Origin of the sequence: Cysteiniphilum litorale (assembly GCF_003428165.1) — a bacterium.
Taxonomy (GTDB): Bacteria; Pseudomonadota; Gammaproteobacteria; order Francisellales; family Francisellaceae; genus Caedibacter; species Caedibacter litoralis.
Window position 1 is genome coordinate 1 of sequence record NZ_QLIQ01000022.1, and the last position, 24,538, is coordinate 24,538.

The 24,538-nt window shown below is 38.9% G+C and carries 24 protein-coding genes; 10 read left to right on the forward strand and 14 right to left on the reverse strand.

The genetic code is table 11. From position 1 onward, the window contains the following. Positions 1–129 precede the first annotated feature (129 nt). The gene (locus tag DNJ75_RS09230) at positions 130–3,291 is read left to right on the forward strand and encodes a DEAD/DEAH box helicase (protein WP_150468971.1); all 3,162 of its coding nucleotides are present in this window, start codon (positions 130–132) and stop codon (positions 3,289–3,291) included. Positions 3,292–3,321: 30 nt separating this feature from the next. Here DNJ75_RS09230 and DNJ75_RS09235 read toward each other — a convergent pair whose 3' ends face one another. The 3 genes from DNJ75_RS09235 to purH form a co-directional block, all read right to left on the reverse strand. Then, positions 3,322–3,708 (reverse strand): type II toxin-antitoxin system VapC family toxin, encoded by a 387-nt coding sequence (locus DNJ75_RS09235; protein WP_117003171.1) that lies wholly within the window; start codon positions 3,706–3,708, stop codon positions 3,322–3,324. Next, positions 3,709–3,945, reverse strand: coding sequence for a type II toxin-antitoxin system Phd/YefM family antitoxin (locus DNJ75_RS09240; protein WP_117003172.1), 237 nt, complete (start codon positions 3,943–3,945; stop codon positions 3,709–3,711). It abuts the gene before it with no gap. 81 nt (positions 3,946–4,026) lie between these two features. Then, positions 4,027–5,598, reverse strand: coding sequence for a bifunctional phosphoribosylaminoimidazolecarboxamide formyltransferase/IMP cyclohydrolase (gene purH, locus DNJ75_RS09245; RefSeq protein WP_117003173.1), 1,572 nt, complete (start codon positions 5,596–5,598; stop codon positions 4,027–4,029). A 388-nt stretch (positions 5,599–5,986) separates the two neighbouring features. Here purH and DNJ75_RS09250 point away from each other — a divergent pair, with 388 nt between their 5' ends. Both DNJ75_RS09250 and DNJ75_RS09255 read left to right on the forward strand, forming a co-directional pair. Further along, positions 5,987–6,229 (forward strand): antitoxin, encoded by a 243-nt coding sequence (locus DNJ75_RS09250; RefSeq protein WP_117003174.1) that lies wholly within the window; start codon positions 5,987–5,989, stop codon positions 6,227–6,229. Then, a complete protein-coding gene (locus DNJ75_RS09255) occupies positions 6,229–6,648 on the forward strand; it encodes a type II toxin-antitoxin system VapC family toxin (RefSeq protein ID WP_117003175.1) in 420 nt (139 codons plus the stop codon). Before DNJ75_RS09250 ends, DNJ75_RS09255 begins: the two co-directional genes overlap by 1 nt. Before the next feature lie 189 nt (positions 6,649–6,837). Here DNJ75_RS09255 and ettA read toward each other — a convergent pair whose 3' ends face one another. The 6 genes from ettA to DNJ75_RS09285 all read right to left on the reverse strand — a co-directional run bounded on the left by ettA (position 6,838) and on the right by DNJ75_RS09285 (position 14,015). Next, a complete protein-coding gene (ettA, locus tag DNJ75_RS09260; protein ID WP_117003176.1) occupies positions 6,838–8,514 on the reverse strand; it encodes an energy-dependent translational throttle protein EttA in 1,677 nt (558 codons plus the stop codon). 271 nt (positions 8,515–8,785) lie between these two features. Beyond that, on the reverse strand, positions 8,786–9,925 hold the full coding sequence (gene nhaA / locus DNJ75_RS09265) for a Na+/H+ antiporter NhaA (RefSeq protein ID WP_117003177.1): 1,140 nt from the start codon (positions 9,923–9,925) through the stop codon (positions 8,786–8,788). 67 nt (positions 9,926–9,992) lie between these two features. Beyond that, positions 9,993–10,595, reverse strand: coding sequence for a TetR/AcrR family transcriptional regulator (locus DNJ75_RS09270; RefSeq protein WP_157968290.1), 603 nt, complete (start codon positions 10,593–10,595; stop codon positions 9,993–9,995). A 90-nt stretch (positions 10,596–10,685) separates the two neighbouring features. Beyond that, on the reverse strand, positions 10,686–10,955 hold the full coding sequence (locus DNJ75_RS09275; protein WP_117003179.1) for a DUF6812 domain-containing protein: 270 nt from the start codon (positions 10,953–10,955) through the stop codon (positions 10,686–10,688). 63 nt (positions 10,956–11,018) lie between these two features. Then, entirely contained in the window at positions 11,019–12,191 is a 1,173-nt protein-coding gene (locus DNJ75_RS09280) for a D-alanyl-D-alanine carboxypeptidase family protein (protein ID WP_117003180.1), read from the reverse strand. Positions 12,192–12,272: 81 nt separating this feature from the next. After that, complete coding sequence (locus tag DNJ75_RS09285; protein WP_117003181.1) at positions 12,273–14,015, reverse strand: TolC family protein; 1,743 nt, start codon at positions 14,013–14,015, stop codon at positions 12,273–12,275. Between the two features lie 259 nt (positions 14,016–14,274). On the opposite strand from DNJ75_RS09285, the gene DNJ75_RS09290 reads away from it, so the two are divergent. Continuing rightward, positions 14,275–14,898, forward strand: a complete 624-nt coding sequence (locus DNJ75_RS09290) for an NAD(P)H-dependent oxidoreductase (protein ID WP_117003182.1) — start codon at positions 14,275–14,277, stop codon at positions 14,896–14,898. On the opposite strand, the gene tsaE is transcribed toward DNJ75_RS09290, so the two are convergent. Further along, positions 14,895–15,329, reverse strand: a complete 435-nt coding sequence (gene tsaE / locus DNJ75_RS09295; RefSeq protein WP_224742283.1) for a tRNA (adenosine(37)-N6)-threonylcarbamoyltransferase complex ATPase subunit type 1 TsaE — start codon at positions 15,327–15,329, stop codon at positions 14,895–14,897. The two genes, DNJ75_RS09290 and tsaE, sit on opposite strands and share 4 nt — an antisense overlap. A 153-nt stretch (positions 15,330–15,482) precedes the next feature. Here tsaE and DNJ75_RS09300 point away from each other — a divergent pair, with 153 nt between their 5' ends. After that, entirely contained in the window at positions 15,483–15,809 is a 327-nt protein-coding gene (locus DNJ75_RS09300) for a DUF4286 family protein (RefSeq protein WP_117003183.1), read from the forward strand. Here the strand turns inward: DNJ75_RS09300 and DNJ75_RS09305 are convergent. Then, entirely contained in the window at positions 15,802–17,022 is a 1,221-nt protein-coding gene (locus DNJ75_RS09305; RefSeq protein ID WP_117003184.1) for a bifunctional folylpolyglutamate synthase/dihydrofolate synthase, read from the reverse strand. The genes DNJ75_RS09300 and DNJ75_RS09305 overlap by 8 nt on opposite strands. Positions 17,023–17,024: 2 nt before the next feature. Next, positions 17,025–17,888 (reverse strand): acetyl-CoA carboxylase, carboxyltransferase subunit beta, encoded by an 864-nt coding sequence (accD, locus tag DNJ75_RS09310; protein WP_117003185.1) that lies wholly within the window; start codon positions 17,886–17,888, stop codon positions 17,025–17,027. 139 nt (positions 17,889–18,027) lie between these two features. On the opposite strand from accD, the gene DNJ75_RS09315 reads away from it, so the two are divergent. Both DNJ75_RS09315 and DNJ75_RS09320 read left to right on the forward strand, forming a co-directional pair. Beyond that, positions 18,028–19,047, forward strand: a complete 1,020-nt coding sequence (locus tag DNJ75_RS09315) for a tryptophan--tRNA ligase (protein ID WP_117003186.1) — start codon at positions 18,028–18,030, stop codon at positions 19,045–19,047. Between the two features lie 6 nt (positions 19,048–19,053). Continuing rightward, a complete protein-coding gene (locus DNJ75_RS09320) occupies positions 19,054–19,773 on the forward strand; it encodes an adenine nucleotide alpha hydrolase family protein (protein ID WP_117003187.1) in 720 nt (239 codons plus the stop codon). A 107-nt stretch (positions 19,774–19,880) separates the two neighbouring features. Here the strand turns inward: DNJ75_RS09320 and DNJ75_RS09325 are convergent, their stop codons facing one another. Next, positions 19,881–21,338: a MetQ/NlpA family ABC transporter substrate-binding protein gene (locus DNJ75_RS09325; RefSeq protein WP_117003188.1), complete on the reverse strand. Its 1,458-nt coding sequence runs from the start codon at positions 21,336–21,338 to the stop codon at positions 19,881–19,883. Next, positions 21,316–22,368 carry a methionine ABC transporter ATP-binding protein gene (locus tag DNJ75_RS09330; RefSeq protein WP_117003189.1) on the reverse strand — a complete coding sequence of 351 codons (1,053 nt, stop codon included), beginning with the start codon at positions 22,366–22,368 and terminating at the stop codon, positions 21,316–21,318. Before DNJ75_RS09330 ends, DNJ75_RS09325 begins: the two co-directional genes overlap by 23 nt. A 196-nt stretch (positions 22,369–22,564) precedes the next feature. Here DNJ75_RS09330 and DNJ75_RS09335 point away from each other — a divergent pair, with 196 nt between their 5' ends. The 3 genes from DNJ75_RS09335 (at position 22,565) to DNJ75_RS09345 (ending at position 24,489) form a co-directional block, all read left to right on the forward strand. After that, positions 22,565–23,206, forward strand: coding sequence for a LysE family translocator (locus DNJ75_RS09335; RefSeq protein ID WP_117003190.1), 642 nt, complete (start codon positions 22,565–22,567; stop codon positions 23,204–23,206). A gap of 337 nt (positions 23,207–23,543) precedes the next feature. After that, entirely contained in the window at positions 23,544–24,179 is a 636-nt protein-coding gene (locus tag DNJ75_RS09340; RefSeq protein ID WP_117003191.1) for a DedA family protein, read from the forward strand. 1 nt (position 24,180) lies between these two features. Next, the gene (locus tag DNJ75_RS09345; protein ID WP_117003192.1) at positions 24,181–24,489 is read left to right on the forward strand and encodes a PilZ domain-containing protein; all 309 of its coding nucleotides are present in this window, start codon (positions 24,181–24,183) and stop codon (positions 24,487–24,489) included. The last annotated feature ends 49 nt before the right edge of the window (positions 24,490–24,538 follow it).

The window sequence follows — 24,538 nt, forward strand, 5'->3', positions numbered from 1 at the left end:
ACCTTAAACTCGGATGAGTAACTTGTCCTTTTTGTGCTCATAAATACGCCCTCTGTTCATTTCACTTTCAACAATATATCGGAAATGAATTTCAAAAGATACTGTTTAAATTTCTTGGGGTATTATATAATGTATACACTACATATCAATCTATTTGATTTAAACGAAATAAATACGATAGTTGATAATGTGTTTAATGAAGTATCAGATGGTTATCAAGAAGTAGAATGGGAAGAGCGCAAAGATGAAAATTTAACAGAAGGTTTTAGCTGTTATGCCAAGTTAACCGTTGATCAAAATGGAACGCCTTTGTTTGATACTATGTCAGTAAGTACATTGCCTTGGGCTTTGGGTAAGCTTTGTCAAAATGCTTTAGATCAACTTGTAATGACAGAGTTTGAAAAAAGTTGTGAGAAATTGCAAGAGGGCTTGTGTCGTATAGAAAATGAGCTGCCACTACATCCTGATAATGAGGGTTTAAAAGTTTTAAATGCAAGTTCATTATATAAACTTAGTAAGTTGCTAAATGATTGGGCTAATTTAAATCTGGAAGATAACCTTTGGCTTTTTAAAATTGATTGGAAAGAAATTAAAAGTAGCAAAAAAGAAGAGCAGCTAAAATTATTAAGACATGATGGTATGGAAAATGGTTTATCTCGAGATAACCTATTGTTTGATAGACGTGAGGAGGAGGAAGGTGCTCAAGAAGCTGATGAGGAAAATGATGCAAATGAATTTGTAATGCCTATTCTCAATAGCTTTTATATAGAAGATATCGAAAGAGTAATTTGCTTTTTATCAGCAGGCTTTGACCATAAGCCATTAATGAGCTATTTAAGCTTTGTTGATGAAAAACATGTTGATTTATACACTCCAAATGCGTTACCACTAATTGCAGATAAGTTGTCACCAGATATGACGCCAAGAGCAAGATGGCCTTCAAAAATATCACATCAGATGTCTTTAATGCAGCAGTTTGCTATCAATACGGTTTTTGACGAATTGCATAATGAGGGAGTGCTATCAATAAATGGACCGCCTGGAACCGGTAAAACAACGCTGTTGCGTGATATTGTTGCTGAAAATTTGGTTAATCGATCGAAGGTATTGGCTTCTTTTGATGATGTTAGAAAGTCATTGGATGAGCAGTTTTATCCTAAATCAGAGCTTTTTGGCTTTGAAATGGTTGTTGCATCATCTAATAACAAAGCAGTGGAAAATATTTCAAAAGAGCTCCCCTTGAGAAAAGACATTGATGGTTTATTTAGTGATTTATCCTATTTATCATCAGTTGCTAATCAAGTAAACGCTAAGAAAAGGAAAGGGCACTTGCAAGCGATGAATGACCAAGAGCATTGTTGGGGCTTGATTTCAGCAGCAGGTGGAAGCTCACGTAATAGAAAGAATCTAGTAGATAGAATGTTTTATACAAAGCATTACCAACCATATTCAGAGCAAGAAAGTAAACGTCCAACAGGATTTGATTATTTAAACTTTTGGCGCTGGCGAGATGTGGAGCAAGAAAAAATAGAAAGCTTTTCACAAGCAAAATATAAATTTAATAAGAAATATGATGAACTGGAGAGATATCGAGATAAGATTAAAAAATTTCAGGAGTTACAAGCATATTTTAAAGAATATAATAAAGATAAGGCAACGATAGAACAGAGGCAGGCACTAGATGTTGCTAAATTGGCTTATGAAGATTATGTTGCACTAAATGAGTCTATTGAGGAGAAATGCAAACGTTTTGAAGAAAGAATTAAGTTTATAGAGGACGAGCTTAGCCTTTTTAAAAAACCTCATTGGTTATCATATCTTTTTAAAAGAGCAAAAGTTAAAGCTTACCAAAATCAGTTAAGCACCATAACCAAAGAGTTGCTTGAGCAAAGAAAATTGTACCTATCATTTAAAGATACGCATGTGGACTTTGATAGGAAAGTGAAATTAAATCATCTAAAAAACAATCTTGAAAAAGCTCAAGAAGCGCTTGGTAAAGCGGTTTTACAATTTAAAAACAAAGAAGCTTTATTTGAGAAATTAAATCAGTCATTGGTGGATTTGCGTATACCCTGTCATACTCATAGTATTTATGATGTAGACACCCAAAGACAAAGTTATTGGCAAAGTGAGCATTTGAATTGTTTGAGATCTGAACTATTTGTTTGTGCAATGCATTTACATCAATCTTGGCTTTATGAAGCCAGTTGCTATGAACTATTTAGGCAAAATGTCTTGTTTGGGTTAAGTCAACTTTTGCAAGGAGGATGTCAAATAAGGCAGGAAACCTTATGGAAATCTCTGTTTTTGATGGTTCCCGTTTTATCTACGACATTTGCATCTGTTGGAAATATGTTTAGATCAATTGGATGTGCGCAGTTGGGTTGGTTAATGATTGATGAGGCTGGTCAAGCAGTTCCTCATGCAGCAGTAGGTAGTATTTGGCGTGCGAAGCGAACAGTTGTAGTTGGAGATCCTTTGCAAATTGAACCTGTTTTTACGACACCACAAAAATTAGTTGATAAGCTCATGGATAGTGTCTTGCCAAACTCATATCAAGATTGGTTACCCTACCAGTATTCTGTTCAGCAGGTAGCGGATCGGGCAAATCAATATGGCTGTAATATATCAATTAATAATCAGAAAACTTGGATTGGTATTCCTTTGTGGGTGCATAGAAGGTGCATTGATCCTATGTTTAGTGTGGCAAATAAAATAGCGTATGAAAGCCGGATGATCCATGGCTTTGAAAATGAAAAAATACAACCACAGCTTCATTCTAGCTTGGGGCAGAATAAATGGATTCAGGTCAGCGGTGTTTGTACGGTTAAGCAATATGTGCCAGAAATTGGAGAGCGAGTATCATATTTATTACAGGAGGTTACTAAAAATAGTAAGAGCGCACTGAGTAGTATATATGTGATTACGCCATTTAAGGCAGTAAAGAAGGAACTACAAGCATTGATGTATCGACTTATGAGTCAGTCTAGTATCTTTAATAATGTGGGGTATAAGGAATTGAGTTTTTGGATTAAGAATAATATTGGTACAGTTCACACTTTCCAAGGCAAAGAAAATGAGACGGTTATTCTTGCTCTGGGTTGTGATCAACAAAATGAAGGGGGTGCTTGGTGGGCTTCAGGTAAACCAAATTTACTCAATGTGGCAATTACTCGAGCAAAGAGGAATTTATATGTGATTGGGGATTGGAATATTTGGGGGCAAAAGAAATACTTTAAGGAGTTGTATCAGCAATTGGAGAGGAATAAACGCATCGAAAATGTTTGCTAATTGCTAGCTTAAAGTTTGGAAGGAACCCGTTCACAAATCCTTAATATGACGAAGCACATTGCTATATTCTAAAATCAGTCGATCTTGAGTGATTAAGTTTATGCCTTCAACAGCCGATTGAGCGATTAATGCTCGATCAAATGGGTCTTTATGAATATCGAGTGTTAACGTGCGTAACCAATTGGCGTGATCAGCTAGAAAGGGCAAAGATTGTAATCCGGATTCTTCAAGATGATTGGTAAAATCAGGAGCTACTTTGAGTTTGCCAATAGATTCTTTAATAGTGATTTCAAAGATACTCATTGCACTGAAAAAGATATCATTATCAGTGTTTTCAATGATTTTAGTCAATTTGGCGGAGAGTTTTTGAGGCTCATATAATAGCCAAATTAAATAATGGGTATCGAGTAAATACATTTATTCACCATAAAAGAGTTGGTCAATAGCATCATTGGGCGCGTCAAAATCTTCAGCCATGTAATATGCTGTTTTAGAAAGCTTTCCAATAATGCGTTTTTTCTTTTCCACAGGAATAATTTTAGCGACTAATTTTTTGTCGCGTGTAATTAAAATCTCCTCACCAGAGGTTGATACTAAATTAATCAGCTTGGGGAAGTTTTGTTTGGCATCGCCAATACCATAGATATGATGCATAAGACCTCGCTAAATTAAGTTATTCATTTGATCTTTTGCTAATATAGTTGAATATTCCCTGTTTGTCCAAGTGTTTGTTATTTAATGCCTAAAATGCCTAATGCCAGTAAACACCATAGCTATACCATGCTCGTTAGCGGCATCTATGACCTCTTGATCGCGCATGGAGCCACCTGGTTGGATAATGGCGCTCACTCCTGATTTGGCAGCGGCATCTATGCCATCGCGAAATGGGAAGAAGGCATCTGATGCCATTACTGAGCTTTGAATACTCAAGTTGGCATCATGTGCTTTTTCAATCGCGATTTTTGAGCTAAATACGCGGCTCATTTGTCCGGCACCAATGCCGACAGTCATATTGTTTTTGGCATAAACAATAGCGTTTGATTTGACAAATTTAACCACTTTCCACGCAAATAACAGATCTTGTAGCTCTGTATCGGTAGGTGCTTTATGAGTGACAATCTTTAATTCATTTTGATCTAGCTGATAAATGTCTTTATCTTGGACTAACAGTCCACCTTCAATTTTCTTCAATTCAAGCTCAGCAAGATTTGGTTTTTGATCATAACCACAAGCCAATACACGTACATTGGGCTTAGCTGCGAGTGCTTTAAGTGCCAAATCATCCACTTCAGGGGCAATAATAACTTCAACAAATTGTTGATTAATAATTGTTTGTGCAGTTATCGCATCAAGCTTTTGATTACAGGCAATAATGCCGCCAAAGGCTGAGGTTGGATCGGTTTGAAAGGCTTTTTGATAGGCTTCGGTTAATGAGCTTGCCACTGCAACGCCACAAGGATTGGCATGTTTAACAATAACACAAGCAGGTAAGTCAAAGCTTTTGACACACTGTAAAGCGGCATCAGTATCAGCAATATTATTATAAGATAATGCTTTACCTTGTAACTGTGTCGCCTGTGCTACTGACGCATTAGGATAATCAGGTTCAATATATAAGGCAGCTTGTTGGTGAGGATTCTCACCATAGCGCATCACTTCAGCTTTGTTAAACTGTAGATTGATTGTATTAGGAAAGTTATGTGCTTTCTCTCCAGTTGCTGGATTTAATGTGCCTAAATGATTAGCAATCATGCCATCGTATTGTGCGGTGTGTTCAAAGACCTTACATGCCAAGCTAAAGCGTGTCGCAAAGTCTAAAGCACCATGATTGTCATTTAGTTTTTGTGTAATGTCGGTATAGTCATTAGGATCACAAATCACGGTAACATCTTGATGGTTTTTTGCCGCTGAACGCAACATTGTCGGACCACCAATATCAATGTTCTCAATCGTTTCGCTGAAACTGACATTCGGTTTTTCGATTGTTTGTTTAAATGGGTATAAATTGACAACAACCAAATCAATATTCGGGATATCATGTTGCTGCATAACCGCTTGATCGATATCGCGTCTACCAAGAAGTCCACCATGGATTTTAGGGTGCAGAGTTTTGACACGCCCATCCATCATCTCAGGGAAGCCCGTGTAATCTGATACTTCAATTACGGGAATATTAGCGTCTGCTAATAGCTTGGCAGTGCCACCGGTTGATAATATTTCAATATTGAGTTTTTGCAATTGCTTGGCAAAGTCAACAATCCCTGTTTTGTCGGAAACACTAAGCAAAGCGCGTTTAATTGATCTCACGAGATTTCGCTCCAAAAGAGTACGTTAAAAGCGAGGTGATTGTATACTCATCACAAATCATTTTACAGTGTTTTTTGCGTTGTATAGCTAGTGCAAACCACTTTATAGTATTTCTGTCTTTAGACTTTTAGCGCTTTGACTTTACTCAGGGGGTGATTGGCATTATTGGCTGAGCGTTAGTCGAAGCTATCCAATATCTTTGTATTTCCCTTCGACTTCGCTCAGGGTGCGGTAGAGCTTATTGGTTGAGCATTAGTCGAAGCCTCTTGTTGTTTTTATCCTTACCTTTTGACTTTGCTCAAGGTGCGACAAATAATGTAATATATCTTGATATATATCAATTTCGGCTCTATGCTTTATATAGGTTACTCATTAGAGGTGTTTTGTGATGATTCATACAGCGAAATTATTCATGAATGGGCGTAGTCAAGCCGTAAGATTACCTAGTAGTTATCGTTTTGACTGCAAAGAGGTTTATATCAGACGTCATCCTGAAACGGGTGATATTATTATTTCTAAAAAGCCAGGCTCGTGGGAGGATTTCTTTGAGATGAAAGAAGGCAAGAAGATCCCTAAGGACTTTATGGCTGATAGAGATGATGAAATGCCACCGCAGAGAGATTTATTCTGATGGTAAATACAAAGCGCTACATGCTTGATACCAATACAGCAAGTTATATTATTAAAGGTGATTATCCTGCACTTAAAACACATCTTATCAATGTGCCTATGTCGAGCATTTGCATCTCAGCGATTACTGAGGCTGAGTTGTTATTGGGTGTGGCTAAAAAGCCGAGTGCAAAACATTTGCCGATGATTGTTAATGAGTTTCTACTGCGTGTTGAGATCTTGCCATGGACATCACAAGCGGCAAAAGTTTACGCAAAATTACGCGCAACCTGTGAAAAAGAGGGTAAGACATTATCATGCATGGACATGCTCATTGCAGCGCATGCAAAAGCTGAAAATGCAGTATTAGTGACAAAAGATGGAGCCTTTTATCATTTGTCAAAGCATCTTGAGCTAGAGGATTGGACAAGTGATGAGTGAAAAAATAGAGAATGAATAATGTGGTGAGCTTTACCGTAAAAGTGAGTTGCGGTAAGATATTCAGCCAACAATGCCAATTGTACCCTGAGCGCAGTCGAGGGGGCTCAAAGGCAATAAGTGGCTTCGACTAACGCTCAGCCAGCGTATATAAGGTAGGGAAGAGAAGAGATTATGTTAGTAGCCTGAGAACTACGCTGTAATTTTTTTGTACTTAATGCGATGAGGGTCAACTGAGTCATCGCCGAGGCGTTTTTTCTTATCTTCGATATAGGCCTCATAATTCCCTTCAAACCAGACAACATTACTTTCACCCTCAAAGGCTAAGATATGCGTTGCTACGCGATCTAAGAACCAGCGATCATGCGAGATGATCATCACCGAACCTGGGAAGGCAAGAATGGCTTCTTCAAGTGCGCGCAATGTCTCGACATCAAGGTCATTCGTTGGTTCATCAAGTAATATGACATTGCCACCCTTGCGCAGTAACTTCGCTAAATGCACACGATTGCGCTCACCACCGGAAAGTTGGTGAATAAATTTCTGCTGATCAGAACCTTTAAAGTTAAAGCGTCCAACGTATTGACGTGAGGGAATCGTGTACTTGCCAACAGCGATGACATCGAGTCCATCAGATATCTCTTCCCAGACGGTTTTATTACCATCTAAGGTATCACGGGATTGGTTGACATAGGCAAGCTCAACCGTTTCACCGAATTCAACATTGCCCGCATCAGGTGTTTCAATGCCTGATATCATTTTAAAGAATGTCGATTTACCCGCGCCATTTGGTCCAATAATACCAACAATGGAACCTGCTGGAACCTCAAAGCCAAGCTGATCAATCAATAAGCGATCACCAAAGCCTTTGCTGATACCATCAATGTTAATGACCTTATTGCCTAAACGAGGTCCAGGTGGGATGTATAAGTCTTGCGTGGCATTACGCTCTTGGAACTCTTGAGAGCTTAACTCATCAAAGCGCGATAAACGTGCTTTTGATTTGGCTTGGCGACCTTTGGCATTTTGACGTACCCATTCAAGCTCTTGTTGCAATGCTTTTCTATGTGCTGTTTGTTTTTTCTCTTCTTGGGCTAGACGTGCTTCTTTTTGCTCTAACCAGCTTGAGTAATTACCTTTAAAAGGAATCCCTTCACCACGATCAAGCTCAAGAATCCATTCAGCAACATTATCTAAGAAGTAGCGATCATGGGTAATCGCCACAACAGTGCCTTTGTATTCTTGTAAGAAGCGCTCAAGCCAAGCGACACTTTCAGCGTCTAAATGGTTTGTTGGTTCATCTAGTAGCAGAATATCAGGAGATGATAATAGTAGTTTACATAGTGCAACACGACGTACTTCACCGCCTGAAAGCTTTGATACATCAGCATCCCAAGCCGGTAAACGTAGCGCATCAGCTGCAATCTCAAGTTTGCGATCAATCTCCCAAGCACCAGCTGCATCGATTTTGTTTTGTAGCTCACCTTGTTCGGCAAGCAGCTTGTTCATTTCATCATCGGACATTGGCTCGCAAAATTTCATGCTAATTTCATCAAAGCGTGTAACCAGTGCTTTTAAGTCAGCTAATGCTTCTTCAACATTGCCCTTAACATCTTTTGTTGGGTCAAGTTGTGGTTCTTGCGGTAAATAACCGATTTTAACTCCTTTGCGAGGTGCTGCTTCACCGACGATCTCAGTATCAAGCCCTGCCATAATACGCAAAAGTGTTGATTTACCTGAGCCATTAAGACCTAAGACCCCAATTTTGGCACCATCAAAAAAAGATAGTGAAATATCCTTTAAGATATAGCGATTGGGCGGCACAACCTTACCAACGCGATGCATGGAATAAATATATTGTTCAGACATTTAAGAATCCTTAGTTTGTTTTGTAAGATGGATATAAGTACGTATGCAAATATTATCAGGTATTTTTTGGATTCTCGGATCAAGTCCGAGAATGACCATAAATCGTCATATTCGGGCTCGACCCGAATATCCATTATTACCAAAAAACTATTGTTTAGGTACTTAGACATAAATGCAGGCGATTGTATCAAAAAATAGATAGCCTTGGTATAGTGCTTGCAAACTGTTTTGAAATTCAAATGGAATTAAATCAACAACCATGGTGAATAAGTTATTTACAGCATTTTCTAAGCACAAGATAGCCGGCAAATCCTGAAATTAATGAACCACCTAAAACACCAACTTTGACCATATTCATAAGCTCTGGTGTTGCAAAGGCGAGTGTGCCGATAAAAAGGCTCATGGTAAAGCCAATCCCACAAACCAAGCCAATGCCGTATAGTTGCCCCATAGAGAGTTGGCGTCCGATTGTGAAATATTTGGTTTTGCTAAAGAGATAAAGACTAATAAATATTCCGATTTGTTTTCCTAAGAATAATCCTAAGATAATCCCAAGTGATACCGGATGAACTAAATGAGATAAATTCATGCCACTAAAACTAATTCCTGCGTTGGCAAAGGCAAATAATGGTAAAACCATGAAGATGATCCACGGATTTAGACTATGCTCAAGTTTTAACAGCGGGGAGTTTTTCTCAGTGTGTGGAATGGTGAGTGCCAAAGCGACACCTGCAAGGGTGGCATGTACGCCTGATTGTAAAACACACAACCACATAATGACACCAACAATCATAAATGGTGCAAGTTTTCTTACACCTAAGCGATTCATGCAAATAAGTACCACAATGCAGATTAGAGCGGCAAATAGTGATATAAGCGACAAGTTGCTAGTGTAGAATGCGGCAATAATCACAATCGCGGCAATGTCATCAAAGATGGCAATAGTGGTTACGAGTATTTTAAGTGATGTCGGAATGCGCGAACCAAGCAGTGCTAATATCCCTAAAGTAAAGGCAATATCTGTGGCTGTTGGAATTGCCCAACCATCGATATAATTTGGATTATGCTGGTTGATGAGAAAGTAGATAAGTGCAGGTACCAATAAGCCAAATAAAGCAACAATAGCAGGAATGATAATATTGGACTTACTGGAAAGTGTACCACCAACAAACTCGCGTTTTATTTCTAAGCCAACTAATAAGAAGTAAAGCGCCATAAATCCATCATTAATCCAATGGACTAGATTTTTCTGTAAAGCAAAATTACCAATGGATACGCCAGCATAAACGGTTTCTAACATATGATAATACGGGCTAAGCCATGAGTTATTGACAACAATAGCAGCAACTGCCGCGGTAAATAAAATAATACCACCAATGACCTCAATGCTGAGCTTTCTCTCTTTGCTCATGAATGATTTTCCCCTTCTTGTTTTCGGATTTTTTTAAACTGCTCTTTATGGTAGAGTGTTTTGAAAATTACTCAATGCGCTTTATAGCAAGTGTTTGAATAAGTGTTGATGTGATGGTGTTTTTATAAATGGAATATTCATCGTTGTTTTTAAAATACGCCTGACCTGTGCGCACGAATGGACCCAAAATAAGACCAAATACCATGCTGGTTACCGCCTCATCACTAAGTGTGCTAGTAATCTGACCTTTATTGCGATAAATCTCTAAGTAATCTAAGAGCGTTTTCCATTTACTACCTTCTGGTGCGTTACCCAGACCAAACAGCTGATTTTTACCACTTTCAAGGCGTTGCCAATCAAAGAGTCTTACAATATCAGGGTTCGCATATAATAATTGCAAGCGCATATTGATAAAGTGTTCTAGAAATTCAGCAAAATTACGGTCTTTATCCAGGTTGTGATCGCCCATCCAGCCACTATCAATCAAGAGACTAACTTTGACCTCTTGCCATAAGTGAACCTTATTCTCAAAGTAATGATAGATCAAAGATACAGGGACATTTGCTTTCGTCGCAATATCACGTAGTGATGTTCCATCAAATCCTTTTTTTACGAATAATTTTTTGGCAGCATTAACAATCTTCTTTTGCCCTTTTTGTTTTTCTGTCACACATAAGCTCCTTGACGGCAATTAGAAAGCATTATACTTCTAATGGCTGGTTTTGCGAAGTCATCAAAGCATTTGGCATTCAATCTTTTTTCAATTAGGGTATAAAAACAAAATTTTATCGAGATTGATATTCATAAATTCACATTCGTTAATTGGTGAGCTATTTTCCTGTAAGTAAACTTTGACATTGCGTAAGGCAATAAATTTACCTGTTATTTCGCTATTGATGTGATCTGTTAGACGCACTCCTGTGCGTATTGATATTTCTCCTGTTATGATGTACTGATCTGTATGCACGGTAACCGGTACAAAATTACGTGTGCTATTTTTTGAGTCTGCTGCATTGTAATAAAACGGCATAATGTCATCCTTGAAAAATGTTATTGCACCTTGAGTATATACTACAATCTTGAAAAAGCGAGTTTAGCCAAACCAACGGCTAAAGAATCCAGCGCGTTCAATAGTATTATTGGCATAAACGGGAATTTCAATCACTTGGTATTCTCCCGCACTAATGACAAGTGTACCTACTTTTTGTCCTTTGTTGATGGGTGCTTTAAGCCCCGGTAGGAGTACGATTTTTTGAGTCAAGTGATTAACAAACGATTTAGGAATTGTTTTGGTGATGGTGTCTTTACCAATGACGGTGAGTTTAGCATCTTTAGTGGCATCGGTAATAGCAGTATCATCAAGTGAAATAACACTATCTTTTGTGTACAGTAGTTGATCAGCGAACTTACTGAAACCAAAATTCAATAGCTTTTCAGACTCCTGCTCGCGCACATAAGCGCTAGGTGAGCCAAGAATCACACTGATATAGCGTTGGTTATTCTGTACAGCAGAGGCAACCAAATTATAACCTGCTTTTTCGGTATAACCTGTTTTGATACCATCGGTTCCTTCAAACGTGCGCAGTAGCTTGTTGCGATTATGCTGAACAATGCCATTAAACGTAAACGTTTTTTCAGAATAGAGCTTATAAACTTTAGGGTAATGCTCAATAAAGCTGCGTGCTAAAATCGCCATGTCATAGGCGGTGGTGTATTGATTATCTCCAGGCAAGCCATCAACCGTGGCAAAATTGGTGTCGTTCATGCCGAGTGCTTTGGCAGTTTTGTTCATAAGATTAACAAAATTACTATCAGAGCCGGCAATAAACTCAGCCAGTGCAACGGCAGCATCATTGCCGGATTGAATGATCATGCCTTTTAATAAATCATCAACGCTAACACGCGAGCCTTGCTTGACAAACATTTTAGAGCCAGGTGTTTTTGCGGCAGTTTCACTTATTTTCACTGTTTGATCTAGCTTTAATGTGCCTTGGTTTAACTCACCTGCAATGATATAAGCCGTCATGATCTTGGTAAGACTTGCTGGCGCGCGTTTTTCATGCATGTTGTGATCGGCAATAATGTCACCTGTTTCAAAATCCATCAGCAACCAACTCGCAGCATTGAGTTGAATAGGATGAGGTTTTATGATAATTACAGGTGGATTGCCTAGTGTGTTAGCAATTGAAAGTGCTGGTGTTCCGGCAAAAGCAAATATTGCGATAAAGGTACCAAAGAGTATTTTTTTAAAGTAGGTTAATTGCATTACAAGGTGTTTCCATTTCTCATGACAATGCTAGAAAGATAGCAATGAGTCTGAGCTATTTCAAGGGCTTATAGCGAAAGCTTATTTGGTATTCGTCGTATTTGCTGTTTTTCCTGCTTTTACTGATGAAGAACTTGTTGCAGGAGCGGCATTACTAACCTTATTATCTTTACTATCCTTGCTGTTAGCCGTTGGCGTTACATTTGTGGGTGTTTTCGCTTTTGTTGTTTGTGCTTTTTCTTCTGCCAACATGTTTGCTTTAATTTTGTCTAAAGTTGGCTTGATATCGGCATATGCTTTATTAATTTCACTATTAAATTCGCCTTGACTTTGTGCTTTGAGCACTGTTGATACTTTTTTCTCAAGCTCAGCTAGCGGCATATTGCGTGCCTCAGCGGGCATAATGTCTAAACCAATGGATTGATAGAGTTTGGATAATGCCTCATGCGCACGTGCTAAGGTGACATCTTTATCAAACTGTGCGGAAATCGCTTCAATACCGCGGCGGATGGTAATCTGCTCATTACCTTGGTTGGCTTTTTCAAGTTTCTCGGCATGATCAAATAGTGCCATGGATACTTTGGCTTCCTGCACCGCGTAATGTGCGTCTTCTTGCCATAATAAATAGTTAGTATAGGCAATACGCACTTGCGTTAATACGGTAATGGTTGTGGCAATTTGCTTTAATTGTTCAAAACTATGTGTTTGATTGGCAAGACTAATGGCATAAGGTCCGGTTAATACCGTTTGGATCAAGTTAAGAGATGCGCCAATATTGCCACCCCACCAGTATTGATTTCGCATGAATTCGTTGTTAGTTGCATTATACCCAAAAGTGAAATCAATACCGGGCAGCATATTAATGATTGCTGCTTGAATGCCTTTTTTGGCAATTTCAGCTTGATATGATGCTTGGCGTAATTCTGGACGATAAATTAATGCTAAAGTATCCATTTTCTCGAATTGTGGATTGATATCCGGTAATTGCGCGAGATCCGTACCTGGATTTGTCAGTTCAAATTTGCTATCAGGAGAAGCATTCATTAACCGCGCTAAGGTTGATTTAGCATCAGCAATTTGTGCATTTAATTGGTTGATTTTGCGGATAGCTTTAATTAAAACTTGTTGATAATCAAGCTCAATTTGTGGTGTGTTTGCTTTGCTATTTGCAGCTTCCTTGGAACGTTTGAGTGCTAGCTCAGCCTTTTCTTTAAAGCGAGTTACCTCAGAGATCATCGTTTGTGCTGTCCATGCTTTCCAATATGCTGAAACGACTTCTTGGATAAGTTGTTGTGTGATTTTACGACGCTCTTCTTCAGCAATCATCACGCGATTGGCTTGTTGCTGCGCTCTGGTGTAACTTAAACCAAGATCTAATAAGCTCCATTGCAAACCATATGATTGATTAATGACCTCGCGTGGTGTGAAACTTTGCTCACCATTTTGAGTTGTGCCGTTTGAGTCAACCAGATTCTGAATTAAATCATTATTTCTAAAGCTATAATCCACACCAGCATTCAGCGCCGGTAGCATTTCCATGTAGGCAGCTTTTAAATTGCCTGACTCAAGCATTAGCTGTGCTTGCTGTACCTTATGGTCTAGATTATATTTTAGCGTGCGCGCAATGGCTTCAGATAATGTGATCTTATGATCTATTGCTTGTTGCGCATTAAATGCATTATGTAAACCTTTGTAGGTGTTGTTAAGTTGAGTTTCATGATCAACTGCCTTTGGTGTAATGCTACACCCCGTGATTACCAATGCCGCAAGTGCTATTGGTAGGAGCTTGATTGATCGAGTTAGTTTGTTTGCAGGATTATCCATAATTATCTCCACTCATTGATGTTGAATGCTGGGCATATAAGTTTTGCTTAATTAGAAAGCTAGTTGATAATTTTTAAAAAGCAAATATTTAAGAGATAAAGTTTTGATCAATTAACAAGTGCGGAGATGTTATAAAATAGCATTGACTGTGCTGAAAAAGGGCGGATCAAGCTGTTTGCTAAATTTTGCTATTTTGGCTATTTAGTGCACGCAGGAAATTGCTGTATACTATGCAAACTATTTCTCACTGGGAAAATCAATGAAAAAAATCTTAATCATTAATGCCAAGAAGCAGTTTGGACACTCTAAAGGCGCATTAAATCAATATATGTCTGACGTTGCGCAGTCACATCTTAGCGCTTTGGGGCATGATGTTCGTGTGACGACAATTGAGGATGGCTATAATATTGAAGATGAAATTAACCATATTCTGTGGGCAGATGTTGTTATTTATCAAATGCCGGCTTGGTGGATGGGACCACCGTGGACGGTGAAGAAATATATGGATGAAGTATTTACACATGGGCATGGCAGGCTTTATGTTAATGATGGTCGTAGTCGTGATGACGTATCTAAAAAATATGGCTCAGGTGGGTTGTTGCATGATAAAAAATACATGCTATCTGTGACTTGGAATGCGCCAGCTGAAGCTTTTGAGGATCCTAAACAGTTCTTTCAAGGCGCGGGCGTTGATGGCGTGTATTTGCCTGTGCATAAGGCAAATCAATTTTTGGGTATGCAGGCATTGCCAACGTTCATGAGTAATGATGTCATTAAAAATCCACAAGTTAATCATGATGTGACGCGTTACAAAAATCACTTAAGTGATGTGTTTTCTTTAAAAAGTGCGTCAGCAGCGCAAAATGTTGTCGTAGAATATTAATCTGAAATAGTGATAGCACGTCCAGTATTTGCATATTGGATGTAAATTTCTTTTGTTGGGCGCGGTAGAAAATCCCCGCCTTTTTGAGGCCATTCGATCAGTGATATCGTGTCATTGGTGAAGTAATCACGAATCCCAATCCACTCAAGCTCCTCAGGGTCGCTTAAACGATATAGATCAAAATGCTGGAGAGTGATACCGTTAATGGGATAGGTTTCAACGAGTGTATAAGTTGGACTTTTGACACTTCCAGTGAAACCTAAGCCTTGCAAAATGCCTTTGGTTAAAGTTGTTTTGCCCGCACCTAGGTCACCATGAAGATAGATAACATCCCCCTTGTTTAAGCTTTGACTAATTTGTTTGCCAAACTTAAGCATTTCAAGTTCATTTTCAATAACATGCTGTTTGGCTTTGTTTTGCTCTATCGTCATAGTGTTTAAATGGCTCGATTATGGTGACTATCAATTATATGGCATTATGCGCCAGCTACTTTAAAGCTGCAATAAACGCACTGAGTTATTTTAAACATTAAGATGAAAGTGGTAATATTTGTCTATCATTCGTTGGTGATTTAAGGATTTAGCGTGATCAAATATGAAGTAACCCTTTATGTTAGTAAGGAAATTGATACTGTATTTTTTCAATGGTTAGAGCAGCATGCTGCCGAGATGTTGAAATATAACGGATTTGTCAGTGCGAAACTGTATCAGCAACTTGAGTGTGAGGGTAATAGTAAGGTATTCGTTGCCTGCTATGAGCTTGAAACGCTAGAGCATTTAGATGACTATTTGAAAAATCATGCACAAGCTATGCGTGAAGATGGCGTGCGAAAGTTTGGAGATAAATTTAGTGCAACAAGGCGAGTTTTGGCTTTAGAGAGAGCGCTAATTGCTCATACTTCAGTTATTTAGGTGAGATGGTTTTGTCATGATATTTATTTAGCTCACCTATTAATACAAATGACCCAAAAACAATAACAAGATCATCAGCATAAGCAGTTGCTGTGATGTAATCAAATGCAGCAGTAGCGTTATTAAAGAATATGCTGTTATGTGGAAAAAGCTTATTTTTATGCTGATTAGTTAATGGCGAAAAACGCGGATCAATTGTGCTTAAATCAGGAATAAGCCATTGATCAACAAATCCATTCCCGCATTCAAGAATATTGGTTATATCTTTATGCTGATTGGCGCTAAAAATAGCAAGTACGCGTGTTTTAGGTGTCTGCATTAATAAGGATTTAACCTGAGTGAAAAAGTGCGCCACAGCCTGTGGATTATGAGCAACATCGGCAATCATTAAGGGCTTATCTTGAATTATCTGAAAGCGTCCAGCAACGCGATAAGCCCCTAAGTCATTTGGCAGTGAGAGTGTATTGTCAAAGTGTTTAATGGCAGTTAATGCGCAGTTCATGCTGTTAGGATGAATAAACGCATTATTTATATTGCTATCATGCTTGGCGTAGATAACTTTGGCATTAATCTGATGTAAATAATCAAGCGCACTTTTAGGGAAATTATCACCAATAATAACGGGTTTCTTCGCTCTAGCAATATGTGCTTTCTCAAGTGCAATTTCCTCAATTGTGTTGCCAAGCATTTCACAATGATCTAATGCAACAGTGGTAATGATGGCAATATCTGCATCAAATAGGTTGGCTGGATCCAACCTGCCGCCAACACCAACCTCAAGAATTGCGTACTTGGGTTTTTGTGCTTGAATATAAAGCCATGTACTCACAAAGCTAATGAAGTGGTAATGCAGTTTGATCTCAAGCGCTAAACACAAGCTATAAATTTGCTGTAAGTAGTTTAGTAAATCGTGATCACTAATGGGCTGTTGGTTGTAACTAATGCGCTCATTAAAAAAACGAATATGTGGCGAGGTATGACAAATATGATCAATAGCATTATGTTGCAAAATATGTGACAAGATGGCAACGGTTGAGCCTTTGCCATTGGTGCCTGTTACAGTAATAATACGTGGCACATAGCTGATATTTAAGCGCTTAAGAAAAAGCTTTAAATCATTGAGTGTTGCCTGCGGAAAATCTAAAGAAGTAATTTGATCAATAGTTTGTTCAATACACTGAGAAAATTGAGTATCTAAAATGCCGTTATGCACGGTTAACCCGCGTGGTTATGCTGCGTTGGCAGCAATTTATCCAATAGGTGACTAATGTCTTGTGGTAGGTGATGACGGTGAACGATGCGATCAACCATGCCTTTTTCAAGCAAGAATTCACTGCGCTGGAAACCTTCAGGCAGCTTCTCGCGCACGGTTTGCTCAATAACTCTGGGACCTGCAAAACCAATCAATGCATTAGGCTCAGCAATATGAATATCACCAAGCATTGCCAAAGATGCTGAGACACCACCCGTGGTTGGATCTGTTAATACCACGATATATGGCAGCTTATGTGCAGCTAATTTGGCTAGAGCGGCACTGGTCTTTGCCATTTGCATTAATGAAAACAATGACTCTTGCATGCGTGCACCACCACTGGCGGTAAAGCAGATAAGTGGTTCTTTCTTTTCAATGGCAAGATCAACAGCACGTACAAATTTCTCACCAACAACCGAGCCCATCGAGCCGCCTAAGAAGCTGAAGTCAAAAATAGCAGCAACGGCAGCTTTACCTTGAACTAAACCTTCAAACACTAAAAGGGCATCATTTTCTTTGGTTTTCTTTTGCGCTGCAGATAAGCGATCTTTATAGGATTTAGTGTCTTTGAATTTTAAAACATCTTTGGGTTTAACATCATTGAAATATTCAACGGCACTATCTTTATCAAAGAAATAGCTCGCACGTTGACGCGCATTTAAACGCATATGATGTTCGCAGTTAGAACAAACCAACATGTTTTCAATCAAATCGGGTAAATACAAAACGGCATTACAAGAAGGGCACTTGTGCCATACGCCTTCAGGAAGCTCTTTCTTTTGTGAATCTGAGCGTAATTGTGGAATAATTTTCGTTAGCCAACTCATGGTGTGGTTTATTACCTTGGTGCTTACACATAACGCATCATTTTATACTACAGTCATGCGAATTTACCAGTGTTTATTTAGTTTGAAGGAGGTTTTCTGTTACACTAGTGCCTCATTTTAGTATTTAGTTATAGAAAATATGAATAAAGCAAATAATCAATCAAAAAAGATCGTTTTAACAGGTATTACGCCATCAGGCACGCCGCATATAGGTAATTATATTGGTGCGATTAAACCCGCGCTTGAAATGGCAAAAAATCCTGAGTTTGATGCCTATTTTTTTATTGCCGATTATCACTCACTGATTAAATTGTGGGACAGTAAGCTAAGACAACAATATATCTATGAAATTGCAGCCACTTGGTTGGCTTTGGGACTTGATCCTGAGCATGTCATGTTTTATCGCCAGTCAGATATTCCTGAAATTATGGAGCTTAATTGGATATTAACTTCAGTGACTGCCAAAGGGTTGTTGAATCGTGCGCATGCCTATAAGGCAGCAGTGGATGCCAATATTGCTGAAGGTGAAAAAGATGAGGAAGCAGGTATAACCATGGGGCTTTTTAATTATCCGATGTTGATGGCAGCGGATATTATTATGTTTAATGCGGATTTGGTGCCTGTTGGTAAAGATCAGATTCAGCATATTGAAATCGCGCGCGATATTGCTAATCGTTTAAATCATATCTATAAGTGCAATTTGCTTAAAGCGCCTGAAGCGATGGTTGATAAAGAAACGCAAACAATTCCAGGCTTAGATGGGCGTAAGATGTCCAAAAGTTATAACAATACGATTCAGCTATTTGCACCAAGCAAGCAATTAAGAAAGCAAGTGATGAAGATCGTGACCAATTCACAGCTACCTGAAGAGCCAAAAGATACAACAGAGTGTACAGTGTTTGCACTGTATAAGCACTTTGCAAATGAATCTGAGGTAGAAGCATTGGCTGAACGCTACCAGCAAGGTATTGGTTGGGGTGAAGCCAAACAAACATTGTTTGAAAAAATGGATGAACTATTAATGCCAATGCGTGAGAAGTATGACTATTTGTTAGCGAATAAGCATATTATTGATGAATACTTGGCAAAGGGTGCTCACAAAGCGCGCGTTGAAGCAAAGCAGTTATTGGATAAACTTAAGCAACAAATCGGTATGTAATTTACGATGTACTGTATTATTGCAAACTTTGGTGATGATAGTATCGCACTCATTCAGCAAGCTTATGAGCTTGGCTTAGAAGAGGTGGTTGTCTTGTCTGTTGATACAGGCTGGCAGGCAAGTGTTTGGCAGGCGCGTGTTGATAGGGCGCGGTCATGGGTTAAGAAGCTTGGATTTGATTTTGTGCATTTAAAACCTGAGCATGATTTTAGTGCATTGGTTAAAGCGCGCAAGCAATTTCCATCACAACAGTTTCATTGGTGCGCGGGCTTTCTAAAGGGGATGGCAATTTTAAACTGGCTTGAGGTGCATGATGAGGATCTTGAGGCCGTTGTGCTATTAGCAAATCGTCGTGCGATGAGCAAAGCACAGACTGATTTACCTGATAGTATCTTGGAGTCTGAACGTTATGATGACCGAGAAGTATGTTACTTATTAGCAGATTGCGATGAAAGTAGGCGTGATGATTTGATTGCTAAAACACCCTTTAAAATACCCCTAAATCATCGATCACTTGAATGTCAGCCATGTATACACTTAACCAAAAGAGATGTTGTTACCTTGTCAGAAGATGATATTAAGCGGACGGTTGAGCTTGAGCATGAGATTGGACAGGCGATGTTTGATAAAAACTTTGTTGAATATTTAACGATTCTCGAAAAAAACACAAACTATTATGATGAGTTTGCCAAGACCTGCAGCTGGGATTATGGCTGCGGGTTATAGGTGTTTAGTTATGATGAAGAAATAAGTTACACGACGTTTTACCTCTCCCCTTGTGGGAGAGGTTGTGGAGCAGAAGCTGTACGGGTGAGGGGTGATTAAACTTGTGTTTACCACGCAGGAATAGCCGCATCATCAGGGTATAATTCTTTAGCCAGTTTTGCCACTTGTGGTGATTGATACGCTTTGACAAACTTCAGTAATAACGGATTGTTTTTGTCATTATCGCGAACAACAATAATATTGGCAAAAGGAGAGTCTTTTGGCTCAACAAATAAGGCTTGCTTTAAGGTCATATGTGCTTTAGGCAAAAAGTCATTATTAATCACCGCAAGGGTGACACTATCGAGATTGTTAGGAATCTGATCTGCTTGCAGTGGAATGATTTGTAATTTAAGTGGATTATCAATGATATCGTTTAATGTCGCTTTCCAAGTGACACCCGGCTTTAATTTTATTAAACCCGCATCCGCTAAAATCATCAAAGCACGTCCACGATTGGTAGGATCATTTGGAATTGCAATTTTAGCACCGATTGGTGTTTCTTTAAGCGATTTAATTTTCGTAGAGAAAATCCCCATCGGATATATAAATGTCTTACCAATTTCCATGATTTTGTAGCCAAATTCTTTGATTTGATTTTCTAAAAATGGAATATGTTGGAAAACGTTGGCATCGATATCACCATTGTTTAGCGCGCGATTCGGCAGATTATAATCACCAAAGGAAATAAGCTTAACATTAAGCCCGTATTCATCTTTGGCAACTTCCTGCGCCATTTGCATGATTTTCTGCTGTTCAGGCGACTGGGTATAACCCACGGTAATCATATTGGTATTTTGACTTGCTTCATAAGTGTTATACGTCACTTGAGCTGCCGATCCTGCCACTAAAATAACGACCAATGCCCAAATGCTGGTGATTTTTTTGCTGCCACTTAGATACTTGCCATAGGATTGGCATAGTTGTACTAAGATGATTAACAATACAACGCCACCGTAAAGTAGGAAGTAGTTGCCGTTGTTATAGCCTTGGAAGTAGGTCAGATCGCCAAGACCGCCACCGCCAACGATACCTGCCATGGCTGAATAGCCAATAAGACCAATTGTCGTCAAGGTCGCAGCATCCACCAATAAGGTTTTGGCTTCAGGTAATAATACCTTAAAGATAATCTGCCACTTTGTCGCACCCATGGCATTAGCTGCCTCAATCAAGCCTTTATCGACTTCTGAGATTGCTGATTCCGCGAGGCGCGCATAAAAAGGTAAAGCAGCTATGGCAAGAGGGACAATTGATGCCGTGGTGCCAATAGTCGTACCCACAAGGATTTTGGTCAGAGGGTAAAGCAAAATCAGCAAGATAATATAAGGAATAGATCGAGTGACATTGACAATAAAGCCTACAACCTGATTAAAAAGGCGTATGCCAAGGTTCTTTTGGTTATGCGATAGATGTAACAATACACCCAAAATCAAACCACCAATAACCGCAATCACTGTTGCGATAAATACCATGTAGATTGTTTGCCATGTGGCGAGTGCTAGATTAGAAAGCATCGATTGCAGCATAACCGATCACCTCAATTTTAATTTGTTGTTGATGTAAGAAGCTTAATGCTTTTTCCCAGTGTTCTTTCTCGCCAAGCATATGGCAAATGGTGACCCCAACGGATTGTGCTTGAATACGCTCAATGTTGGCTTGGATAATATTGCAAGCTACTTTGAATTTGCTATTAAGCTCAGCAATCACAGGTGTGGTAATGCTGTCCCCCAAAAAAGTCATTTTAATGACAGGGGTCAGATGCGGCGCGGTATATGGATCTTTGTGTAATTTATCTTTTATTTCATCCGGTAAGTTCAAATGCATGCTTTTTTCAGTAAAGCTTTTGGCAATGGCTGTTTTTGGATTTAAGAATAGCTCAGTGACGGTACCTGTTTCTTGAATCAAGCCATCATCGATAATCGCTACTTGATCACAGATCTTGCGAATTACATCCATCTCATGGGTAATCAAAATGATTGTCAGATTAAGTTTGTGATTGAGCTCTTTTAATAGCTGCAAGATCTGATCAGTGGTCTCTGGATCAAGAGCAGATGTCGCCTCATCACACAGTAATGCCACGGGATCACACGCCAAAGCACGCGCGATAGCGACACGCTGCTTTTGTCCGCCGCTTAACTCATCAGGATAGGCTTGCGCTTTTTGCTCTAATCCAACAAGGTTCAGTAGCTCATTGACTTTAGCTTGGATCTTGGCTTTGCTGGCATGTTGTAACTCTAACGGGAAAGCAATGTTATCAAACACCGTACGCGATGAGAGTAAATTGAAATGCTGAAAAATCATGCCAATTTTCTGGCGCGCCTTTCTTAGCTTGTCTTGAGAAAGCTTGGTAATATCCTCAGCATTAATGAAAACATGACCCTCTGTTGGCTGCTCTAGTAAATTAATGCAGCGAATAAGCGTGCTTTTGCCCGCACCACTTTTGCCGATAATGCCAAAGATCTCACCATCTTTAATCGAAAGATTGACGTTCTTTAGGGCAATATGGCGAGCATGCTTTGATAGATACTCTTTTTTGAGGTTCTGAATCTCAATCATATTATTGTTCCCACTCTTAGTGCAGTAGTGCATCAGAAAAAATATAGTAACAATATTTTCTGCTACTCGTAAATCACTTTGCGTAAGTTTCATTGGATTGAATTCAAACGTATGAAAAATCAATTCTTTAGTTTGCTTTTAAAGCCTATGTGATAGAATTTTTGCTCTATTTTCTATCAAAGTGGGTTGTTATTAGATGTTGATTGCTGCGTTATTAAGTTTGTTACTATTGCAATTGTTAGGGTTGATGTTACCGGGTCCTGATTTTTTCATGGTGTTAAGATCATCGATTCGGTATGGGCGAAACCCTGCAGTACTTGTCGCACTTGGGATTGCTACAGGTGTGGTATTTTATGCAACCCTTGTGGTGCTTTTATTGGATTATCTGAGTGATAATTTTTTGATTATTGTGCATTGGATTGCTTTGTTCGGCGGATGTTATTTATTATATATCGCTTATAACTGCTTTAAGGCATCCAAAGGCAAACACTCATTAGAAGCAAATGTCAGTGAAGTCGTTAAAATATCAAAGCGTCATTTATGGCTTACGGGTTTTTTGTGCAATTTATCTAATCCCAAAGTGATTGTATTCTTTGTTAGTTTGTTGCCATTGTTTGTTTTGAAGTCCTCAGCGCTTTGGTATCACTTAAGCATTCTTGTTGTGATGTTTTTAAGTACGTGGATTTGGTTTAGTTTTGTTGCTTATGTTATGGGCTCTGAGCGCGTTAGAAATGTCTTTGTTAAACATATGGCAAAGCTTGAAATTATCTTCTCAGTCATTTTAACGATCTTTGCATTGTTGCTTATTTATTCATTTGTAGAGTCAGTGATTTTGTAGTGACGATCTAATAAGCAAACTACTGGATTATTTAGATTAATTCCGTTATTTAGCTGTTTCACTTTGGCATATATGGCATCGATACGTTAGAATTTAGACGTATTGAGGAAAAATTGAGTAAGTAACTCTAGTAAATAACTTAAGTTACGCACTTTAGAAAAATTATGACTTTATAACACCCCGTCAGCCTACGGCTGCCACCCCTCTTGCAAAGAGGGGAATTGGGCGACGGTGATTTTAATTCCCCTCTTTGCAAGAGGGGTGCCGAGCGTGCGAGGTGGGGTGTTGAAATAGCAAAAGTGCGTAACTCCAGTAAATAAAAATAAATGAGGTTTACATGTCACCAGAACATATTGCACTAATTCAACAATGGGGCTATTGGCTTATGTTTGGTGCGGCAATTATCGAAGGTGAAACTTTTTTAGTGCTAGGGGGTATTGCCGCCGCCGCTGGTATGCTTGATTTGGGCTGGATTATCCTCTTATCGATTATTGGCTGCTTGATCCATGATTGTTTCTTGTTTTATTTAGGGCGCTATTTGGGTCCTAAGATTTTAAAGCGTAAACCCAATTGGCAACCGAAGATTGATCGTATTAGCCTGATGATTGATAAATATAATTTTTGGCTCATTTTAGGCTTTCGCTTTGCTTATGGCTTAAGAACGATTATTCCTTTTGCTTTGGGCATGAGTAAGATTAGCAATATTAAGTTTATGGTGTTTGATACCATTGGTGCCATTATTTGGGTGCTGGTGTTTTTACTAGGAGGCTATTACTTTGGTAATGCACTTGAGGTTATACTGCATAAACTATCGCTCACACATTTAGTGAAAGAGTATTGGCATATCTCAATTATTCTCTTGTTCCTCGTTCTATTTACGGTGAGCTTTTTACTGGTAAGGCTAAGGAAAAGGCGTGCACGTAAGAAGCAAGAAAAGCAAAGTAAACAATTAAAACTTGATATGGAAGTATAATATGGCAGCAATTGAAATCACCTTAGCCTCCAAGCAGGCAGCATTAGAAAGTTACTTACCTTTTGTTAAGCAAGGTGCACTAACTGTTTATCATAGTAATGCGCTTGATTTTGGGCAAGAGACCGAGCTTGTAGTGCGTTTGCCTGAGTTAAAACAAGAGTTAACCTGTAAATCAAAAGTGATCTGGATTTCGGCAGATGACTACCAAAATGACAAAAAATATGGCTTTCAGCTATTGGGTGATGCTGGCTTTGAAATCAACCAGATACTTGAGAATTATTTGGTGGGTATGATAAAGCATGACGAATAAGGCAAGTAAGATAGTTCCACTCAGATAAATAAAATAAATAAAGGTGTGT

Bases quoted from the DNA above. Each gene is read 5' to 3' on its own strand.
- DNJ75_RS09230 (WP_150468971.1), top strand. From the start codon at position 130: ATGTATACACTACATATCAATCTATTTGATTTAAACGAAATAAATACG.
- DNJ75_RS09235 (WP_117003171.1), bottom strand. From the start codon at position 3,708: ATGTATTTACTCGATACCCATTATTTAATTTGGCTATTATATGAGCCT.
- DNJ75_RS09240 (WP_117003172.1), bottom strand. From the start codon at position 3,945: ATGCATCATATCTATGGTATTGGCGATGCCAAACAAAACTTCCCCAAG.
- DNJ75_RS09250 (WP_117003174.1), top strand. From the start codon at position 5,987: ATGATTCATACAGCGAAATTATTCATGAATGGGCGTAGTCAAGCCGTA.
- DNJ75_RS09255 (WP_117003175.1), top strand. From the start codon at position 6,229: ATGGTAAATACAAAGCGCTACATGCTTGATACCAATACAGCAAGTTAT.
- ettA (WP_117003176.1), bottom strand. From the start codon at position 8,514: ATGTCTGAACAATATATTTATTCCATGCATCGCGTTGGTAAGGTTGTG.
- nhaA (WP_117003177.1), bottom strand. From the start codon at position 9,925: ATGAGCAAAGAGAGAAAGCTCAGCATTGAGGTCATTGGTGGTATTATT.
- DNJ75_RS09275 (WP_117003179.1), bottom strand. From the start codon at position 10,955: ATGCCGTTTTATTACAATGCAGCAGACTCAAAAAATAGCACACGTAAT.
- DNJ75_RS09280 (WP_117003180.1), bottom strand. From the start codon at position 12,191: ATGCAATTAACCTACTTTAAAAAAATACTCTTTGGTACCTTTATCGCA.
- DNJ75_RS09285 (WP_117003181.1), bottom strand. From the start codon at position 14,015: ATGGATAATCCTGCAAACAAACTAACTCGATCAATCAAGCTCCTACCA.
- DNJ75_RS09290 (WP_117003182.1), top strand. From the start codon at position 14,275: ATGAAAAAAATCTTAATCATTAATGCCAAGAAGCAGTTTGGACACTCT.
- tsaE (WP_224742283.1), bottom strand. From the start codon at position 15,329: ATGACGATAGAGCAAAACAAAGCCAAACAGCATGTTATTGAAAATGAA.
- accD (WP_117003185.1), bottom strand. From the start codon at position 17,888: ATGAGTTGGCTAACGAAAATTATTCCACAATTACGCTCAGATTCACAA.
- DNJ75_RS09315 (WP_117003186.1), top strand. From the start codon at position 18,028: ATGAATAAAGCAAATAATCAATCAAAAAAGATCGTTTTAACAGGTATT.
- DNJ75_RS09320 (WP_117003187.1), top strand. From the start codon at position 19,054: ATGTACTGTATTATTGCAAACTTTGGTGATGATAGTATCGCACTCATT.
- DNJ75_RS09325 (WP_117003188.1), bottom strand. From the start codon at position 21,338: ATGCTGCAATCGATGCTTTCTAATCTAGCACTCGCCACATGGCAAACA.
- DNJ75_RS09330 (WP_117003189.1), bottom strand. From the start codon at position 22,368: ATGATTGAGATTCAGAACCTCAAAAAAGAGTATCTATCAAAGCATGCT.
- DNJ75_RS09335 (WP_117003190.1), top strand. From the start codon at position 22,565: ATGTTGATTGCTGCGTTATTAAGTTTGTTACTATTGCAATTGTTAGGG.
- DNJ75_RS09340 (WP_117003191.1), top strand. From the start codon at position 23,544: ATGTCACCAGAACATATTGCACTAATTCAACAATGGGGCTATTGGCTT.
- DNJ75_RS09345 (WP_117003192.1), top strand. From the start codon at position 24,181: ATGGCAGCAATTGAAATCACCTTAGCCTCCAAGCAGGCAGCATTAGAA.